A 17,816-nucleotide genomic window follows, 5' to 3' on the forward strand; every position below is an offset into this window, starting at 1 on the left:
CTACCCTGCTCTTTTGTTGATCGCGGCGCGTGCCGCCTGTCGTGCCAGATGGTCGGCCTGCGCGACGTTATCAAGGGTCATGGCCACCTGCACAACCCCGCTTTGCCCGACGAGGTGATCCAGCACCTCCTCAACCACCTGCGCCATCTGCGTGAACTGCAACTGTCCCGCGATGAATCCGTCCAGCGCCACTTCCTTGGCGGCGTTGAAAACAGCCCCCGTCAAACCGCCTGCCGCCATTACATCGCGGGCCAGACGCAAGGCAGGCCAGCGGGCATCATCTGGTGCGGAAAAATCAAGCTGCCCAATGCGCCCCAGATCCAGCCGTTCCACCGGCACCTCGCGGCGCTGCGGATGGTGCAGCGCATAGCCGATGGCATGGCGCATATCGGCCGGTCCTACATGCGCCATCAGCCCGCCGTCGCAGAACCCTACCAGCGCATGAACCAACGACTGCGGATGCACCAGCACCTCGATATCGTCAGGCGCAATCCCAAAGAATTCACGTGTTTCGATGACTTCCATTGCCTTGTTGAACATCGACGCAGAATCGATCGTGATCCGCTGGCCCATGTCCCAATTGGGATGCGATGACGCCTGATCCAGCGTGGCATTGCACAAATCACCCAGCGGCCAGTCACGGAACGCGCCACCGCTGGCGGTGATGATGATGCGCTCAACCGTTGCGATATCCTCGCCCACCAGCGCCTGAAAAATTGCAGAATGTTCACTGTCCACGGGCAGGATCGTCGCCCCATGCGCGGCCGCCTGCCCCAGCATCAACGCGCCGGCACAGACCAGCGATTCCTTATTGGCCAGTGCCAGCGTGCCGCCCTGGCTTAAGGCCGCCAAACCCGGCGCAAGCCCGGCAGCGCCGACGATGGCCGACATCACCCAATCCGCAGGGCGCGTCGCCGCTTCGGTGATCGCGGCGGTGCCTGCGGCGGCTTCGACCCCGCTGTCGGCCAGCGCATCGCGCAGATCGTCCAGCAGATCATCCCGCGCGGTCACGGCCACATCGGCGCGCAGGGCAATGGCGTCGGCGGCCAGTTGTGCCACATTGCCATTGCCGGTCAGCGCCACGACGTCATAATCCGCCGGCGCGCGGCGGATCAGATCAATTGTGTTCTGCCCGATGGAGCCGGTGGCCCCCAGTATCGAGATCCTGCGCGACATCGCGGATCAGCCCAGACCGGGCGGAAAGCCGATCAGTGGCCCGACGATCAGCAAAAATACCGAAGCGCCCAGCATGCCGTCAAAGCGGTCCAGCAGCCCACCATGACCGGGGATCAGAGACGAGCTGTCCTTGACGCCCATCTTACGCTTCATCCCGGATTCGGCTATATCGCCCATCTGGGACGCCATCGACAGCGCCACGGACACGCCGATCAGGTGCAGACCCATCCCGGTGTTGATCGAGAACAGCAATCCGACGATGGCCGCCCCGACCCAGCCCGCAGCGGTGCCGGACCATGTTTTCTTGGGGCTGACGGCCGGCCAGAACTTTGGCCCGCCAATGGCGCGCCCGGCGAAGTAGCCCACCACATCCGTGACCACAACAACGGCGACCAGCCACATCAACCAGCCAAAGCCCATATCGTCGCGTACCTGCATCAGGCCAAAGCCTGCGAGCAGGATCATCACCGTGAACGCCATATAAAGCGTGCGGTTCTGCGCCAGCAGCGCAAACCCCGCCAGCGCGGGCAGCATCAGCACCGGCAGACCCAGCCCGACGGGCATATAGACCGCCGCCAACAGTGCTGCGCCGGTCAACCCACCCAGTTGCAGCGCGGTGTTGCGCGCCTCGGGGCGCAGCATCGTGACCAATTCCCACACCATCACCCCGCAGATCAGCGCGACCAGCAGGTGAAAGAAATGCCCGCCGAGCCAGATGCCCAGCACGCCGATGACCACCATCGCCGCCGCCGACAACATCCGCGCGCGCAGGTCCGACCATTGTTCCGCTGATCTCATCGCTTGCTCCTTCAGGTTTTGACCGCGCCGAACCGCCGGTCCCGGCCACCATAGGCGGCACAAAGCCGGGCAAATTCCTCACGCGAGAAATCAGGCCAGAGCGTGTCGATAAACTCATACTCCGCGTAGGCCGATTGCCACAGCAGAAAGTTGGAAATCCTCGCCTCACCGGAGGTGCGGATCACCAGATCAGGATCGGGTAAAACGTAAGTATCCAAGTACTTTGGCAGCGTTTCTTCATCCACGCTATCGGGGTCGAGCTTGCCCGATGCCACATCCTGCGCCAGCCGGTGGGTCGCGCGCGCAACCTCGTCGCGTCCGCCATAGTTCAGCGCGATGGTCAGATGCACGCGGGTGTTATGCGCCGTGGCCTGCTCAAGCTCGTTCATCAGCTTGATCAGCTTGTCATCCAACCGCACCCGGTCGCCAATGAACCGCACGCGCGCGCCAAACTGGCTGAGGCTGCGAGTTTCTTTGGAAATATAGCGCCGGAACAGGGACATAAGGCCCGCCACCTCGACCTGCGTGCGCTTCCAATTTTCGGTCGAAAAGGCAAAGATCGTCAGGTATTCCACGCCCACATCCGGGCAGGCCTCGACGATCTCGCGCACCCTCTTGGCACCCGCGTGGTGGCCAAACAGCCGGGGCCGCCCGCGCTGGGTTGCCCAGCGGCCATTGCCATCCATGATGATCGCCACATGGCGCGGCCCGCCGGGGATCTTCTGATCTGGGTTTTCGGCGGTGCTCATGGTTCGACCTTTTCCTTCAAGTTTGGCATCTGTCCTACCGGTGATGGCAGGGCAGGATTAAACTTGCATGATTTCGGCCTGTTTCGTCTCAAGCTGTTCGTCGATCAGCGAAATGAACCGGTTGGTCAGGTCCTGCACTTCGCCTTCCCAGATTTTCTGGTCGTCTTCGCTGACGTCGCCATCGTTCTTGGCTTTCTTGATCTGGTCCATGCCGTCGCGGCGCACGTTACGGATCGACACGCGGGCATGTTCGGCATACTGCCCCGCGACCTTGGTCAACTGGGTGCGGCGCTCTTCGTTCAGTTCGGGGATCGGCAACATGATGATGGTGCCGTTCAGCTGTGGGTTGATGCCCAATCCACTTTCGCGAATGGCCTTTTCGACCTTGCCCACCAGTCCCTTGTCCCAGACGTTGATCGTAACCATCCGAGGTTCAGGTACGTTGACGGTGCCAACCTGGTTGATCGGCGTCATAGAGCCGTAGGCGTCTACCATCACCGGCTCCAGCATCGAGGCCGACGCACGCCCGGTGCGCAGCGAGGCAAATTCAGTCCGCAAAGAGGCAATCGCCCCGTTCATCCGGCGTTCAAGGTCGTCGGTATCCAGCATAAATTCGTCTGACATGGTCAAGAGCCCCCGTAAATAATTGTCCGGCTTATAACGTGCCTAGTTAATCAGTGTACAGAACGTCCTTGCGCATTTTTTGCATTGCGCCTTGGCCCGCTCATTGTGTGGAATATCACGGCCCATGCGGTGAGGCACCGCAGGGATTAGCGCGCCGCTGGGTTCAGTAGCGCAAAAACTTGCCGCTTAGAAACCCGACAACCCCGCTGTCACTGCGCACCCGGTACCAGATGGCATTGGTCTCAAAACATTGGTTAAGATCGGCCATTTGGACAGCATCCATCGGCCCCCCGTAGGCCCCTTGGCACAGGGACATGCAATGGGGCGTGGCCGTGTCAGCGCCGTAAAACGCGTCGTCGGTGCGACTGACCCGCGCATCGCGTGGCACCTCGGCCACCAGCGGCGCAGCAAAGGCCGGGGCCGCGCGCAGATTGGCGAACTCTGTCACGTTGGTGACAAAAGCGCCGCCCTGCAACGCGGCACAGCGGCTGCGCAGGGGGCTCGTGGGATCAAATTGACCAGATGCCAGATAGCGCGCGGCGCGGGCCTCGATCTGACGGGCGGCGTCATTGGCCTGTGCCAAGGGCTGCGCCGGGTCCAGCACCGCGCGGGCATCGAAATCATAGACGTAGTTCAGATCGGGCGTGTCCCCGACCGAAAAGCATTCCCGCCCCCCGATGATGCGATTCTCCATGCCCAGCATCCCGCAGGCATAAAGTTGGGGCGCGGCATCGGCGCTATAGCTTTCAAGCTTGAGCAGGCAGAAATGTGGTGCGTCGCCCTCGAAATGGCCGCGCACCGCCCAGATCGCTCCGGTCGGGGTCACCGACACCAATTCGGCACCGGGATAGTTTGGGCTTTGGCGGGTCGGTTTGGGGTCATAGCGCGACTGCCAGACGCCCAGGTTGGTGCAGGCCTGATAAGCGGCATCGCCGTCCATGGCGCGGGGCAAGGCCAACCCGTCCACCTGGATGTTCCACCGCGCGGTCTTGCCGATGGTATCAATCTCAAAGTAATCCGCGCCCTCATGGGCAAACATCGCCTCGATCAGGTCCGACGGAATCATCGTCGTCGTCACCGACCCCTTATTTGCCAGCCGGACAAATTCCAGCGTGGCGGCGATGGCGATGTTGAATGATTTTTCCACCGCTGCCGCGTCAAAGGTACCGTCGTTGTTCAGACTGATCTGGGGCTTGTGAAACCCCAGACGCGCCGACAGATGCATCGCGCGGTTGGCGTTGTGACCATCCCCGACGCCCTCGTAGAAATATCGGGTGCCAAGCATGAACAGAACCGCACAGGCCGACAGGCAGGTGCTGTCGCGGGGCAATCTGGTGCCGATGCCGCTGTCATACAGAATCTGGCCCATCTTCAGCGCTTCTGCCAGTGATCCGCCGGGGCTGTTCAGACACAAAATCTGATCCGAGGTTTCACCATCTTCAAAGTCAAAGGCACCCAGATTGTCGTGCAGCCGCTGCGCGTCGCCCGCGGTGATCGTGCCGGAAAACGCCAACTGGCATTGCCCCGCCTGACCGGCGTCAAATTGTCCGGCACTGGAAGCGGTGGCGCAGAAAAGCCCAAAAAGGGCCGTGAAACAGACGGTCGTGGCGGTGCGCAGCATAGGGGGCCTTTCGTGTAGATGCCCCCCAGCCTAACCCGCAGCCGCCGTCACAACCAAGCCATTTGCGCCCGGCGTCAGCCCTGCACCCGCGTATACGTCCCCTCACCCGCCAAGATGCCTTTGAACCCGCCGGGTTCATCCAGTGAAAACACGATGATCGGCAGGTTGTTGTCGCGCGCCAGTGCAATGGCAGAGGCATCCATAACCCCCAGTCGCTTTGCCAGCACGTCATCATAGCTGACCGTGTCATAGCGTTTGGCATCGTCGAATTTGTTGGGGTCTTTATCATACACACCATCAACCTTGGTGCCTTTGAAGATCGCCTCGCAGGACATCTCGTTGGCGCGCAGGGTCGCGGCAGTGTCGGTGGTGAAATAGGGGTTGCCGGTGCCCGCGGCAAAAATGCAGACCCGCTTTTTCTCAAGGTGGCGCACGGCGCGGCGGCGGATATAGGGTTCGGCCACTTCGTTCATCGTGATGGCGCTGATGACCCGCGTGTGGATGCCCAGACCCTCAAGTGAGGATTGCATCGCGAGCGCGTTCATCACCGTTGCCAACATGCCCATGTAATCAGCGGTGGTGCGTTCCATCCCCTGCGCCGAGCCTTGGAGCCCGCGAAAGATATTGCCGCCACCGATCACCATGCAGATCTCGACGCCAAGGCTGTGAACGGACTGTACCTCGCGCGCGATGCGTTCAACAGTGGGCGGATGCAGGCCAAATCCCTGGTCCCCCATCAGCGCCTCGCCTGAGATTTTCAACATCACACGTTTGAATGTCACTTTGGGGGTGTCTTGTGGCATCGGGCGCACCTTTTTTGATCACCGGGTGGTGACGGGGTTTTCATTGGGGCGCAAAATGTCGCAAATAGCCCCAAGTTTCAATGCACCGCGAAAGGTTCACGCAAAGAAATGCCGGATATTCCCGACGCCCAGCTTGATGCCATCTTGCGCGACCTTGCCCCAGACCAGCCAGTGCTGATCGCGGGGCCGACGGCATCGGGGAAATCGGCGCTGGCGCTGGCGATTGCCGAGGCCCAAGGCGGCGTGATCGTGAATGCCGATGCGTCGCAGGTCTATGACTGTTGGAGCGTGATATCGGCGCGCCCGGATGCCGCTGATCTGGCCCGCGCGCCGCACGCGCTTTATGGGCATCTGGCCGACGACGCGCCTTATTCCGCAGGTCATTGGCTGCGTGAGGTGACACCGTTGCTGACGGCCGGCGTGCGGCCGATCATCACCGGTGGAACGGGCTTGTACTTCACCGCGCTGACCGAAGGATTGGCCGATATCCCCCCGACACCTGTCGCGGTTCGGGCGGCCGGCGATGCGATGGACCTGGCCGGTCTGCTGGCCGGTCTCGACGCGCCGACCGCTGCGGTCATCGACACACAAAACCGCGCCCGCGTGCAACGTGCCTGGGAGGTATTGCAATCCACCGGGCGCGGATTGCGCGACTGGCAGGCGCAGACCGCTGCCCCCCTGTTGCCGCTGTCGCGCTGTTATCCGGTGGTGTTTGACGTTGACCGCGACTGGTTGAACGCACGGATCGCGCGGCGGTTTGACCTGATGCTGGACCAAGGCGCGCTGGCCGAGGTGGCGGCGGTGCGCCCGCGCTATGATCCTGCCCTGCCCGCGCACCGCGCCATCGGCGTGCCGGAACTGATGTCGCATCTGGCGGGCGAGATGACCCTGAATGAGGCCCGCGCGCGCGCGGTGATCGCCACCCGGCGTTTCGCCAAGCGCCAGCGCACATGGATGCGCAGCAAGATGAGCGATTGGCACAAGGTTGTGCCGGGATAACGTGCGGCGTTTTCGGCAGCGCAAGCACCGGGGGGCCAGCCCCCCGGACCCCCCGAGGGTATTTATGACCCAGAAAAGTATAAAAGCCGCAGGTTGCTCGGGACAGGCAGCCCACGACTTGTGCAATTGCGACAGATTGTTAACCTGAGGAGGTACAACGGCTAATTAACTGTACGATATTCAACATATGGATGGGGCTGGCCCGTGGATGATATTCGCATATTGACCCTTGCCCAGCTTGCGACAGGGCAGGAATGGCAGCTCCAGCTGGCCCATGACCGGGCCTATCATCTGCTGCTTTGGGTGACCCGGGGTCAGGGGCGGTTGGTGTTGGATGGGCAGCGGCGCGGCGTTGGTGCCCATAATGCAATTTTGGTGCCTGCGGGTGCGCTCTTTTCATTGGATCTGGGACGTCAGGGTTTTGGCCAGGCGGTGGTGATCCCGCAGGCGACGCCGCTGCGCCTGCCCGCGATTCCACGTCATCTGCGCATCCGTGACGTGAACATGCAGTCCGAGCTGACGGCTTTGATCGAACAGGCCCAACGCGAACAGCAGCAGGCCCGCCCGCTGCGCCAGGATGCCGCCGAGGCCTACGCCGCCTTGATGTCGGTCTGGCTGCGGCGTCAGATCATGCGCGACGAACATGTGCCCGAGCCGCGCCGCGCCGCGGGCCGGCTGAGCGCGCGGTTCTGTGCAATGATCCCCGAGACCTATCGCACCGGGGTGCCGATGGCGGACTACGCGGCGCGGTTGGGCGTCACCCCGACCCATCTGACCCGCGCAGTCAAAGAAGCAACGGGCAAGACGGCTGCCGATCTGCTGGCCGACAGGCTGACCCATGCCGCGCGCACATTGCTGGCCGAAACCGCCGAGCCTGCGCAGGACATCGCGCGCCATCTTGGCTTTGGTTCGGCGGCCTATTTCACCCGATTTATCCAGCAGCATACCGGCCTGCCCCCCAGCAAGCTGCGCGGCGACAGGCCCCGGCGCTGACCACAACGTGGCCGACCGGCGCAGATGTCGCTTTCAAGCATTAGACATGTCGCAAAATAACACTCAAATGGTAAATCCGGACATTGACGGACCGGGGCCATCCGTGCCTCACTGACAGCACAAGCAGCGCGGGACGCCTGAAATCGCCTTTCGTGCCACTGCGCCACAAGGTGCGGTTGCCGACGGTTCGATCACTGACCGTCACGCCTGCTGCGGCGGTTTTTTCGGGCTGTTTTTCGCAGCTTTTGCACGACTGGCCGAAGGGCCAGAACAATCCGGTGGGGATCAACTTGCCTGGCCACGCAACAGGGGCACCATATGGGACTATTCATTCTTCGCCGGCTGGGCGTGATGCTGCTGACGGCGCTATGCCTGACGTTCATCGTGTTCTGGCTGACCAACCTTTATCCCAACCTCGAAAAGCTCGCCAAGACCCAGGGCAATTTCCGCATGACCGACGAGGCCGTGACCAGCTATCTGGAAAACCGCGGTTATTTGCAGCCGACCTATGACAAGTTCGGTGAATGGCTGGGCGTGATGCCCGGCTGGGTGACGGTAACCGAGGACCCGGCCAAGACATTTGGGCGCTGCTTTTCCGCAGGCACGCCGGTCGAGCAGCGCCCGACACGCTGCGGTATCCTGCAAGGCGACTGGGGCTATTCGACCGTGTTCAAGGAACCGGTTGGCGCCACCGTCATGACGCGCCTGGCGCTAACCGGCAAGCTGATGGCGTGCGTTCTGCTGCTGATGATCCCCTCGGCGCTGTTGGTGGGGGTTCTGGCGGGGATGAAGGAAGGGTCGAAGCTCGATCGGTCGCTGTCGACCTTCTCTATCGGCACCACCGCGACGCCTGAATATGTGTCCGGCGTGATCTTTATCGCGCTGCTGGCCTCGTCAAACTTTGGCATTTCGCCGCTGCTGAATGACTGGGGCTGGATCGACAGCAAGACGCTGTTTCTGGGCTCGGCCACGTCAGCCACAAAAGACGCTAACTTTTGGAATTTCTTTCTGCCGGTGCTGACGATCTCCCTTTACGGCATGGGGTATATCGCGCGAATGACGCGGGCGTCGATGACCGAGGTGATGACGGCGCAATACATCCGTACGGCGCGGCTGAAGGGCGTGAAATTCAGCGATATCGTTCTGAAACATGCCCTGCGCAACGCGCTGATCGCGCCCTTTACCGTGATCATGCTGCAAATCCCCTGGCTGCTGAACGGTGTCGTGATCGTCGAAACCCTGTTCAATTACAAAGGCTTTGGATGGCTGTTGGTGCAGGCGGCGTCGAACAATGACATCGAGCTGCTGCTGGCGGTCTCGGTTGTATCGGTTGTGGTGGTTCTGGTGACGCAACTGATCTCGGACATCGGGTATGTCTATCTTAACCCGCGCATTCGCATTTCTTAAGGGAGCATGGACATGGAAGAACTGACATGGACCGGGTCCCTAAGCGGGCTGAACATCATATTTCTGTTGGTGCTGGGGCTGCTGGGTCTGGCCGTCGTGGCGCAAATCCTGATGTCGTTCGTTCCCCAAGGCGGCGGGCGTGAGATCAACGCCGACGGTACATTGGCGGCCCATAAGGGACCTGCGGGGCTGCTGAACGCCGCTGTAGGCTATCTATTCTATGCCCTGATCGTGCTGATCCTCGTCTATGTGCTGGGCGGCATCGTGATCGGGCCGAGGGCGGGTATTTTCGGCGGCATGGCGCAACAGTTGCTGCCGGTCTGGACCGCGCTGATCGTGACCTTTGCCCTGTCGATCCGGTTCAAACGTCGGCTTGGGCTATATGGCAAGCTGTTTGACAGCACGGTGGGGATGATCGGATTTGCACTGGTGATGTTCTGGGTCTTTACCGGCATCTTCGGCGGCGTGTTTGATATGTTGGTGACCCACGACAGCCTGAGCCAAGCCTCTGGCATGAAGAACAAGTTACCCGGCACCCCCCTGCGCGGTGCGACAGAGGGCGAATACCCTTGGTACCTGCTCGGCGGTGACAATCTGGCGCGGGATGTGTTTTCGCGGCTGATCACCGGGTCATGGGTGGTGGTGCAGATCGCACCGATGGCGACGCTTTTTGCCTTTATGGTCGGGATCACGCTGGGCCTGCCTGCGGGCTATTATGGCGGGCGGCTTGATACGCTGTTGTCGTTCCTGGCCAACCTGATCCTGGCCTTTCCGGTGATCTTGTTGTTTTACCTGCTGGTCACACCGGAAATCGTGCAGACGGGCATCCCCAATTACATGGCGGTGTTTCTGTTCATCTTTCCGCTGGTGTTCCTTGCGATCCTGCTCAATTCGCGTTTCTACACCCAGCCAACCGTGCGCACACCGCTGCTGATTGTGGTGCTGGGCATCGTTGGCTGGCTATACCTATCGCTGATTTCGACCAATGGCACCGTGGTCGCGACACCAAGCTACCGTATTCCGGGGCTGCCACGGTTTCTGGATCTGTTCGACATTGATGCGGGGATTCTGGTGGTCTTTGTGTCGGTTGTGTTTGTGAATTCGCCCACGGTGTTTCGGATCGTGCGCGGCCTCGCGATGGATATCAAGACACGCGATTATGTGGCCGCTGCCCAGACGCGGGGCGAAGGGCCTTGGTATATCATGCTGTGGGAAATCCTGCCCAACGCGCGCGGACCGCTGATCGTCGATTTCTGTCTGCGCATCGGCTACACGACCATCCTTTTGGGCACGCTGGGGTTCTTTGGTCTGGGGCTGGAATCAGAAAGCCCGGACTGGGGCAGCACAATCAACGCCGGGCGGCGGTTGCTGTCGCTCTATCCGCATGCCGCAATTGCGCCGGCGCTGGCATTGCTGTCGCTGGTGCTGGGGTTGAACCTGCTGGCGGATGGGCTGCGCGAAGAGAGTTTGCGCGATTGAGCAAAGCATGTTCCGGGGGCGCTGCCCCCCGAACACCCGGAGGTATATTTGGCAAGATCAACGGGACCCCCCGGTGCTTGCGAGAGAGGACGAAATGGCCAAGCAAGACTATGACGGACCCATCTTGGAAATCGACAAACTGTCGATTTCGTTCTTTACCCGGCTGCGCGAAATCCCGGCGGTGATGGATTTTTCGGTCTCGGTCAAACCTGGCGAAGCCGTAGGGCTGGTGGGCGAATCCGGGTGTGGCAAATCCACCGTTGCGCTGGGCGTGATGCAGGACCTGGGCAAGAACGGCCGCGTTGTGGGCGGCTCGATCAAGTTCAAGGGCCGCGATCTGGGCGCGATGAGCGATGACGAACTGCGCGACATCCGCGGCAGCGAGATCGCGATGATCTATCAAGAACCGATGGCCAGCCTGAACCCGGCGATGAAGATCGGCAGGCAATTGATGGAAGTGCCGATGATCCACGCCGGGATGGGTGAAAAAGAGGCCTACGCGAGGGCGTTGCAGGTGGTGACGGACGTGAAACTTCCCGACCCCGAACGCATCCTGAAATCCTATCCGCACCAGTTGTCGGGCGGCCAGCAGCAACGCATCGTGATCGCCATGGCACTGATGTCTGAACCATCGTTGCTGATCTTGGATGAACCTACAACCGCGCTTGATGTGACGGTTGAGGCGGCGGTGGTGCAACTGGTCAAGGAACTGGGCACCAAATACGGCACCTCGATGCTTTTCATCAGCCACAACCTCGGCCTGGTGTTGGAAACCTGCGACCGGATCTGCGTGATGTATTCCGGCGAAGCGGTCGAGCGCGGGTCGATCGAGGATGTTTTCGACGAGATGCAGCATCCTTATACGCAGGCGCTGTTCCGGTCGATCCCCCTGCCCGGCGCAGACAAGAACGCGCGCCCGCTGATTGCCATTCCCGGCAACTTCCCTCTGCCACATGAACGCCCCAAGGGCTGCAACTTTGGTCCGCGCTGTGACTACTTTCAGGCCGGGCGCTGTGATCAGGCACCGATCCCGATGGAACCGGTGCCGGGCAATGACCGCCACCATACCCGCTGTATCCGCTTTCAGGAAATTGACTGGCAGGCGCCGCTGGAACTGGCCGAGGTCAAGCAGAAGGGCGAGATTGGCGAGGTGGTTCTAAAAATGGACAACCTCAAGAAATACTATCAGGTTGCGGCCAGCGCGCTGTTTGGCGGCGGTGACACCAAGGTGGTCAAAGCCAACGAAACCCTAAGTTTCGAGGCCCGCGAAAGCGAAACACTGGCCATTGTGGGTGAAAGCGGTTGCGGCAAATCCACTTTTGCCAAGGTGCTGATGGGGCTAGAGACAGCGACCGAGGGGCATATCTACCTCGATGGCCGCGACATCGGCAATGTACCGATTGAAAACCGCACAACGCAGAATGTGGCCGATGTGCAGATGGTGTTTCAAAACCCTTTTGACACGCTGAACCCGTCGATGACGGTGGGCCGCCAGATCATCCGCGCGCTTGAGATTTTCAAGATCGGCAAGACCGGAAAAGCGCGCCAACAGCGGATGCTCGAACTGCTTGATCTGGTGAAACTGCCGCGCGAATTTGCCACAAGGATGCCGCGCCAGTTGTCCGGGGGGCAAAAACAGCGGGTCGGTATTGCCCGCGCCTTTGCCGGCGATGCGCGGATCGTGGTGGCAGATGAACCGGTGTCGGCGTTGGATGTGTCCGTTCAGGCGGCGGTGACGGATCTGTTGATGGAAATCCAGCGGGAACAGAAAACCACCCTGCTGTTCATCAGCCACGACCTGTCCATCGTGCGCTATCTCAGCGACAGGGTGATGGTGATGTATCTGGGTCATGTGGTCGAATTAGGCACGACGGATCAGGTGTTCAGCCCGCCCTACCATCCCTACACAGAGGCATTGCTGTCAGCGGTGCCGATTGCCGACACCCGCGTCAAGAAAAAGCACATTGTGCTGGAGGGCGATATCCCGTCGGCCATGAACCCGCCGCCGGGCTGCCCGTTTCAGACGCGCTGTGGCTGGAAATCGCAGGTGCCGGGCAACCTGTGCGAGAAAGAGGTGCCACCAATGCGCCAGATGGCCGAGGGCCATCAGGTGAAATGTCATCTGTCCGAAGAGAAATTTGCGCAGATGGAGCCGGTGATCGAGCTCAACATTCCCGCCGAATAGTAGAATAAGGGTCAGGACTCATAACCAGAATATAACCGTTGCTGCGAGAGCGATTGCTGACAGGAAGACCTTTGGGCAGCGGTCATAACGGGTTGAGACACGTCGCCAGTCTTTGAGCCTGCCGAACATTCTTTCGATGCGGTTGCGGCGTTTGTATCGTCGCTTGTCATACTTGACGGTCTTCTTGCGCGATTTGCGCCCCGGGATGCAGGGTTTGGTGCCCTTATCTGCAAGGGTTTCGCGGAACCAATCAGCATCATACCCTCGATCAGCGAGAAGCCACTCCGCCTCAGGCAGGCCGTTCATCAAAGCCGCAGCACCAGTATAATCGCTGACCTGCCCAGCGGTTATGAACAGGCGGACAGGACGGCCGCTGGTGTCTGTTACAGCATGCAGCTTGGTGTTCATGCCGCCTTTAGTCTGCCCAATCAGGCGTCCACGCCCCCCTTTTTCAACCGCAGGCTGGAAGCCGTGCGATGCGCCTTGAGGTATGTTGCATCAATTGAGATAGTTTTGTTATCAGGGTCTTGTTCGGCCAATCCCATCATGATCCGGGCAAACACGCCCATATCACTCCAACGCTTCCAGCGATTATACAACGTCTTTGGTGGGCCATACTCCGTTGGTGCATCGCACCACCTTAAACCATTGCGATTGATGAAGATAATGCCACTCAGAACACGCCTGTCATCAACGCGAGCACGACCTCGGCTCTTAGGAAAGTAAGGCCGCAGACGCTCCATCTGCGCCTCATTCAGCCAGTATAAGTTGCTCATAATATCCCCCAAAACTGGGGATCGTAAATCATGACAACGCGACAAGCTCAATCGATTAATGGGTCCTGACCCAAAGGTGGGCGCGGACCGAGGGGTGATCCGCGCCCTTTTCCCAGGCCGGGTTGGCGGGGTATGGCCTGAAGGAAACTGTTGTCAGCGTTATTTGCTGATGGCGTCGCCAGCTGTGTTCACGTTGCTCAGACCTTCAACAACGCTGCTCGCAAAGGCCGCAACCATCGCGGCATAGAAGTCTTCGTCCGATGGCAGAACGGCAATATAGCCTTCTGGGACCACTTTTTCACCGCTATAGGCCGCGATATTTATAGGAAAGCTCAACCCGGCATTGGCGCCAGTTGGGTTTGTGATGTTAACAACGCCTTCCAACTCGTTGAATTTCTTGTGGTCCGGCAGCATGGTGGTGCCGTCCATCGAAATCTTGCGGATGTCGATGCGGATTTCTGGATCAGCGCCATCATCGCTCAACGGGACCATCGAAGCGACGGCTGTCTGGATGTCTGTGGCGATTTCAGGATAGAACTCCATAGCGTTGCTGTCGGTAGCGGCCGACATCGAGGCTTCGACGTTGACGTTTGAAATCTTGATGTCGGTGTCGGCGATGGCCGCACCGCTAAGGGCGATCATGCTGACGCTGGCCGCAAGGGCGATTTTTTTGACTTGGGTGAACATTTGGATGCTCCTGTCGTTCTTTGCGCGGTGGCGGGACAACCCCAACCTCCTGACGCTCTGACTGGACAACACCATAATGTACCTGCTGGTTCCGTTATGGTCGGTCGATTACCAAATAGCAGGGCACCGCGGCCTGACGAAAACAGGAAGATTTGCAGTCTTTATAAATTAATATCAAAGGGTTAACTCCCTCCGATAACCTTTACATAATTCATCGTTTCTTTGTAGGGCGGCACGCCACCGTACTTTTTCACGGCCCCGGGACCGGCGTTATAAGCAGCTAGGGCCAGTTGCCAGGTGCCAAAGGTGCGGTACTGTTGCTTGAGATATCGCGCGCCGCCTTCGAGGTTCTGCGCCGGATCAGCGGGATCAACCCGCAGCCTGCGCGCCGTCTGCGGCATCAGTTGTGCCAGGCCCATCGCGCCCTTATGCGAGACGGCCTGCGGGTTCCAACCGCTTTCCTGCTGCACCAACCGCAGGAACAGATCTTCTGGAATACCATGTTTGGTCGCGGCATCACGTGCCATGCCAAGGTAGACACCTTTATATTTGCCGCCATATTTCGGCACGTCCCATTTGGTGGGCGTCACCACGCTGGGCGGTTGCAAACGGACAGAAGCGGAATATTGCTTGGAGGCGCGGTTATCGAGGATGCTCTTTTGCGATTTAAACAATGTTGCGCGGTTTTTCGACGAAAACACATCTGCCGAGGCCGAGGTCGCGCACACCATGATCATCCCGGCCAATAAACCGGTCCCCAAACTTGCCTTATGCATGCCGTACTGCCCCCAGCCGTTGAATTGGGGCGACTATATCAAAAAACACCCCCTCTGCCAGTCAAAGTTTGCCGCCACCCAGGGTGGGAAAACGCGTGGTCCCTCTAGGTTATCCAAGTTATAACCTGTCGGATCAGGACGCGGGCGGATTCGCGTTCGCAGACATTCAATATAAAACAGGGGGCAGAATGGCCGGCTCAGTGAACAAAGTGATCCTTATCGGCAATCTGGGGCGCGACCCCGAGGTGCGGGCGTTCCAGAACGGGGGAAAAGTGTGCAACCTGCGCATCGCCACCTCGGAGACATGGAAAGACAAAAACACCGGCGAACGCCGCGAAAAGACCGAATGGCATTCGGTAGCGATCTTTCAGGAAGGACTGGTTCGGATTGCCGAGCAGTATCTCAAGAAAGGGTCAAAAGTATATATCGAAGGCCAGTTGCAGACCCGCAAATGGCAGGACCAGTCCGGCGCGGACCGTTATAGCACCGAAGTTGTGCTGCAAGGCTTTGGCGGGACGCTGACAATGCTTGACGGCCCAGGCGGCGGTGGCGGCGGCGCAGGTGGCGGCGGTGGCGGTGGCGGTTATGACGACCGCGGTGCCGGCGGTGGTTACGACAGCGGCGGTGGCTATGACAGCGGTCCGTCGTCTTCGGGCGGCGGTGGCGGTGGCGGTGGGTCACGCGATCTGGATGACGAAATTCCGTTCTAAGCAGTCACCACACCGAGATAGATATGAGGGCGCGCAGGGGTATCCTGTCGCGCCCTTTTTCTTGTCCGGGGCGCGCCGCCCGCTTGATCCGGGCGGCGTTTTTACGCCAGTGCGTCCCGCAACAGCCCCAACACCGCGTCGTTGTCGACCTTGGCGCCGGTAAAGGCCTGTCCAATTCCACGCGCCAGCACGAAATGTACGCGGCCATCCACGACCTTTTTGTCCTGGCCCATCAGCGCCAACAGCGCCTCGGCATCGGGCAAATCGCCTTCGATGTCACCCAGATCCTTTTTCATCCCCATCGCCGCCAGATGCGCACGCACCCGGCTAGGGTCTTCTTGCGCGCACAGCCCCAGCCGCGCCGACATCTCAAACGCCAGCGCACAGCCGATTGCCACGCCTTCGCCATGCAGCAAACGCTGGGAATAGCCTGTTGCCGCCTCCAGCGCGTGACCGAACGTGTGGCCGAGGTTCAGCAGCGCACGGTCGCCCTGCTCGGTCTCGTCGCGCATCACGATGTCGGCCTTCATCTGCACCGACCAGCGCACCGCCTCGACCCTTGCGGCCATGTCACCTGCCGCCAAGGCCGGGCCGTTCTGCTCAAGCCAGTTAAAAAACGCAGCATCCCCCAGCAGGCCATATTTCACGACCTCGCCGTAGCCCGCCAGGAAATCGCGCGCCGTCATGGTGGACAACACGGCGGTATCAGCCAGCACCAGCGACGGCTGATGAAACGCCCCGATCAGGTTTTTGCCATGGCGGGCGTTGATCCCGGTCTTGCCGCCCACAGAACTGTCGACCTGCGCCAGCAGCGATGTGGGGATCTGCACAAAACGCACCCCGCGCCGCAGAACGGCGGCGGCAAAGCCCACCAGATCACCGATCACCCCGCCGCCAAAGGCCACCACGACATCGCCGCGCTCCACCTGTTGATCCAACAACCAGTCCACGCAGGCCTGTAGATTTGCCCAGTCCTTGGTCCCCTCGCCGGGAGCCAACTCAAGCGTCACCATCTCGATGCCCTGCCCTGCCAATCCGGCGCGCAGCTTGCCCAGATGCAGCCCGGCAACATGGGTTTCGGTGATCACCGCCACGCGCGGGCGGCGCAGCAAAGGGGCGATATGCGCCCCCGCCTCGGCCAGCAGATCAGGCCCTACGACAATATCATATTCCCGCCCCGGCAGGTCGACCCGTATTGTCTCACGCATCCACGCTCTCCAGAATATCGGGGCGCGTCAGCAGGCAGGCGATGACCCGATGCGCCATGGCATCTATTGACAGGTTCGGCGCGCAGGACACCCGCAAATCCGCCTGCGCATACAGCGGCACCCGCGCATGATAAAGTTCAGACAAGGTGCGGCGCGGGTCCTTGGTATGCAGCAAGGGGCGCGTTTCCTTGTAGCGCACCCGGTTCCAGAGCAGATCCAGATCCGCGTCCAGCCAGACGGCGACACCGCGCGCTGCTATATTGGCGCGGTTGACCTCGGCCAAAAACGCCCCGCCACCGGTCGACAGGATGCCGCGTTCCTCGTCGAGCAACCGCGCGATCACCTCGGTCTCGCGCTTGCGAAAGAACGCCTCGCCGTCGCGGCTGAAAATCTCCGGCACGCTAAGATTGGCAGCGGCCTCGATCTCGGCATCGCTGTCCAGAAACGGCACACCCAACTTGACCGCCACCGCGCGGCCCACCGCTGTTTTCCCGGCACCCATCATACCCACCATCGCCACCGTCTTTTTCAAACGGTAACGTGGGTGCGGTTTTCCGCCATCGGCCATGGTTTGCTCAATTCCGCTCATTTTTACCTGAATGACGTGATCTTGCCCAAAAGGCCATATATAGAATGGACAAAACAAGCAGAAATTCGGGCAGGCGCATCTTATGGGAAAACTATTCAAGCTACTGATATTCCTGACGGTTATTGGGTTTATCGGGCTTGTGGGCTATGCCTATCTCGGCCCGTTTTTCGGAGTCGATTTTTCACCGGAACAAGTGGAAACCCGCCATCCCATCACCCTGAAAGCGGATTAAGCGC

At 60.3% G+C, this 17,816-nt stretch carries 18 protein-coding genes; 7 read left to right on the forward strand and 11 right to left on the reverse strand.

Going from position 1 to position 17,816, the window contains the following annotated elements:
* The 6 genes from dxr to pyrH form a co-directional block, all read right to left on the reverse strand.
* Window positions 1-1,176: a 1-deoxy-D-xylulose-5-phosphate reductoisomerase gene (dxr, locus tag AC1965_RS09035; protein WP_483886941.1), complete on the reverse strand. Its 1,176-nt coding sequence runs from the start codon at window positions 1,174-1,176 to the stop codon at window positions 1-3.
* Window positions 1,177-1,182: 6 nt separating this feature from the next.
* Window positions 1,183-1,974, reverse strand: coding sequence for a phosphatidate cytidylyltransferase (locus tag AC1965_RS09040; RefSeq protein WP_483886942.1), 792 nt, complete (start codon window positions 1,972-1,974; stop codon window positions 1,183-1,185).
* A gap of 11 nt (window positions 1,975-1,985) precedes the next feature.
* Entirely contained in the window at window positions 1,986-2,723 is a 738-nt protein-coding gene (gene uppS / locus AC1965_RS09045) for a polyprenyl diphosphate synthase (protein ID WP_483886943.1), read from the reverse strand.
* Window positions 2,724-2,780: 57 nt separating this feature from the next.
* A complete protein-coding gene (frr, locus tag AC1965_RS09050; protein WP_483886944.1) occupies window positions 2,781-3,347 on the reverse strand; it encodes a ribosome recycling factor in 567 nt (188 codons plus the stop codon).
* A gap of 163 nt (window positions 3,348-3,510) precedes the next feature.
* A complete protein-coding gene (locus AC1965_RS09055; protein ID WP_483886945.1) occupies window positions 3,511-4,968 on the reverse strand; it encodes a hypothetical protein in 1,458 nt (485 codons plus the stop codon).
* A 74-nt stretch (window positions 4,969-5,042) separates the two neighbouring features.
* Window positions 5,043-5,771 carry a UMP kinase gene (pyrH, locus tag AC1965_RS09060; RefSeq protein ID WP_483886946.1) on the reverse strand — a complete coding sequence of 243 codons (729 nt, stop codon included), beginning with the start codon at window positions 5,769-5,771 and terminating at the stop codon, window positions 5,043-5,045.
* Between the two features lie 108 nt (window positions 5,772-5,879).
* Here pyrH and miaA point away from each other — a divergent pair, with 108 nt between their 5' ends.
* The 5 genes from miaA (at window position 5,880) to AC1965_RS09085 (ending at window position 12,834) form a co-directional block, all read left to right on the forward strand.
* Window positions 5,880-6,770, forward strand: coding sequence for a tRNA (adenosine(37)-N6)-dimethylallyltransferase MiaA (miaA, locus tag AC1965_RS09065; protein ID WP_483886947.1), 891 nt, complete (start codon window positions 5,880-5,882; stop codon window positions 6,768-6,770).
* A 204-nt stretch (window positions 6,771-6,974) separates the two neighbouring features.
* Window positions 6,975-7,763 (forward strand): helix-turn-helix transcriptional regulator, encoded by a 789-nt coding sequence (locus AC1965_RS09070; RefSeq protein ID WP_483886948.1) that lies wholly within the window; start codon window positions 6,975-6,977, stop codon window positions 7,761-7,763.
* Between the two features lie 318 nt (window positions 7,764-8,081).
* Entirely contained in the window at window positions 8,082-9,170 is a 1,089-nt protein-coding gene (locus AC1965_RS09075; RefSeq protein WP_483886949.1) for an ABC transporter permease, read from the forward strand.
* 12 nt (window positions 9,171-9,182) lie between these two features.
* Window positions 9,183-10,649: an ABC transporter permease gene (locus AC1965_RS09080; RefSeq protein ID WP_483886950.1), complete on the forward strand. Its 1,467-nt coding sequence runs from the start codon at window positions 9,183-9,185 to the stop codon at window positions 10,647-10,649.
* A 94-nt stretch (window positions 10,650-10,743) separates the two neighbouring features.
* Window positions 10,744-12,834, forward strand: coding sequence for a dipeptide ABC transporter ATP-binding protein (locus tag AC1965_RS09085; RefSeq protein ID WP_483886951.1), 2,091 nt, complete (start codon window positions 10,744-10,746; stop codon window positions 12,832-12,834).
* Between the two features lie 18 nt (window positions 12,835-12,852).
* Here the strand turns inward: AC1965_RS09085 and AC1965_RS09090 are convergent.
* From AC1965_RS09090 to AC1965_RS09100, 3 genes are all read right to left on the reverse strand, one after another.
* Window positions 12,853-13,610, reverse strand: a protein-coding gene (locus tag AC1965_RS09090; RefSeq protein WP_483884328.1) for an IS5 family transposase whose coding sequence is annotated in 2 segments (ribosomal slippage) — window positions 12,853-13,289 and window positions 13,289-13,610 — 759 coding nt in all. Because the reading frame shifts where the segments join, the coding sequence is not laid out codon by codon here.
* Window positions 13,611-13,769: 159 nt separating this feature from the next.
* On the reverse strand, window positions 13,770-14,297 hold the full coding sequence (locus tag AC1965_RS09095) for a hypothetical protein (RefSeq protein WP_483883560.1): 528 nt from the start codon (window positions 14,295-14,297) through the stop codon (window positions 13,770-13,772).
* Window positions 14,298-14,479: 182 nt separating this feature from the next.
* The gene (locus tag AC1965_RS09100) at window positions 14,480-15,073 is read right to left on the reverse strand and encodes a lytic transglycosylase domain-containing protein (RefSeq protein ID WP_483883561.1); all 594 of its coding nucleotides are present in this window, start codon (window positions 15,071-15,073) and stop codon (window positions 14,480-14,482) included.
* 188 nt (window positions 15,074-15,261) lie between these two features.
* Between AC1965_RS09100 and ssb the strand changes: the two genes are divergently transcribed.
* The gene (ssb, locus tag AC1965_RS09105) at window positions 15,262-15,783 is read left to right on the forward strand and encodes a single-stranded DNA-binding protein (RefSeq protein WP_483883562.1); all 522 of its coding nucleotides are present in this window, start codon (window positions 15,262-15,264) and stop codon (window positions 15,781-15,783) included.
* Between the two features lie 101 nt (window positions 15,784-15,884).
* Here ssb and aroB read toward each other — a convergent pair whose 3' ends face one another.
* Together aroB and AC1965_RS09115 are read right to left on the reverse strand one after the other, a co-directional pair.
* Window positions 15,885-16,991: a 3-dehydroquinate synthase gene (gene aroB, locus AC1965_RS09110; RefSeq protein WP_483883563.1), complete on the reverse strand. Its 1,107-nt coding sequence runs from the start codon at window positions 16,989-16,991 to the stop codon at window positions 15,885-15,887.
* The gene (locus tag AC1965_RS09115; protein ID WP_483883564.1) at window positions 16,984-17,580 is read right to left on the reverse strand and encodes a shikimate kinase; all 597 of its coding nucleotides are present in this window, start codon (window positions 17,578-17,580) and stop codon (window positions 16,984-16,986) included. The genes aroB and AC1965_RS09115 overlap by 8 nt, the downstream gene beginning before the upstream one ends.
* Window positions 17,581-17,662: 82 nt before the next feature.
* On the opposite strand from AC1965_RS09115, the gene AC1965_RS09120 reads away from it, so the two are divergent.
* Window positions 17,663-17,812 (forward strand): hypothetical protein, encoded by a 150-nt coding sequence (locus tag AC1965_RS09120; protein WP_483883565.1) that lies wholly within the window; start codon window positions 17,663-17,665, stop codon window positions 17,810-17,812.
* Window positions 17,813-17,816 lie beyond the last annotated feature (4 nt).

This window comes from Sulfitobacter sp. KMM 9851 (assembly GCF_057178245.1).

Coding starts and splice junctions, on each gene's coding strand:
- AC1965_RS09115 (WP_483883564.1), bottom strand. CDS start 17,580: ATGAGCGGAATTGAGCAAACCATGGCCGATGGCGGAAAACCGCACCCA.
- ssb (WP_483883562.1), top strand. CDS start 15,262: ATGGCCGGCTCAGTGAACAAAGTGATCCTTATCGGCAATCTGGGGCGC.
- frr (WP_483886944.1), bottom strand. CDS start 3,347: ATGTCAGACGAATTTATGCTGGATACCGACGACCTTGAACGCCGGATG.
- AC1965_RS09055 (WP_483886945.1), bottom strand. CDS start 4,968: ATGCTGCGCACCGCCACGACCGTCTGTTTCACGGCCCTTTTTGGGCTT.
- AC1965_RS09120 (WP_483883565.1), top strand. CDS start 17,663: ATGGGAAAACTATTCAAGCTACTGATATTCCTGACGGTTATTGGGTTT.
- AC1965_RS09080 (WP_483886950.1), top strand. CDS start 9,183: ATGGAAGAACTGACATGGACCGGGTCCCTAAGCGGGCTGAACATCATA.
- miaA (WP_483886947.1), top strand. CDS start 5,880: ATGCCGGATATTCCCGACGCCCAGCTTGATGCCATCTTGCGCGACCTT.
- AC1965_RS09100 (WP_483883561.1), bottom strand. CDS start 15,073: ATGCATAAGGCAAGTTTGGGGACCGGTTTATTGGCCGGGATGATCATG.
- dxr (WP_483886941.1), bottom strand. CDS start 1,176: ATGTCGCGCAGGATCTCGATACTGGGGGCCACCGGCTCCATCGGGCAG.
- AC1965_RS09095 (WP_483883560.1), bottom strand. CDS start 14,297: ATGTTCACCCAAGTCAAAAAAATCGCCCTTGCGGCCAGCGTCAGCATG.
- AC1965_RS09075 (WP_483886949.1), top strand. CDS start 8,082: ATGGGACTATTCATTCTTCGCCGGCTGGGCGTGATGCTGCTGACGGCG.
- AC1965_RS09085 (WP_483886951.1), top strand. CDS start 10,744: ATGGCCAAGCAAGACTATGACGGACCCATCTTGGAAATCGACAAACTG.
- aroB (WP_483883563.1), bottom strand. CDS start 16,991: ATGCGTGAGACAATACGGGTCGACCTGCCGGGGCGGGAATATGATATT.
- AC1965_RS09040 (WP_483886942.1), bottom strand. CDS start 1,974: ATGAGATCAGCGGAACAATGGTCGGACCTGCGCGCGCGGATGTTGTCG.
- uppS (WP_483886943.1), bottom strand. CDS start 2,723: ATGAGCACCGCCGAAAACCCAGATCAGAAGATCCCCGGCGGGCCGCGC.
- pyrH (WP_483886946.1), bottom strand. CDS start 5,771: ATGCCACAAGACACCCCCAAAGTGACATTCAAACGTGTGATGTTGAAA.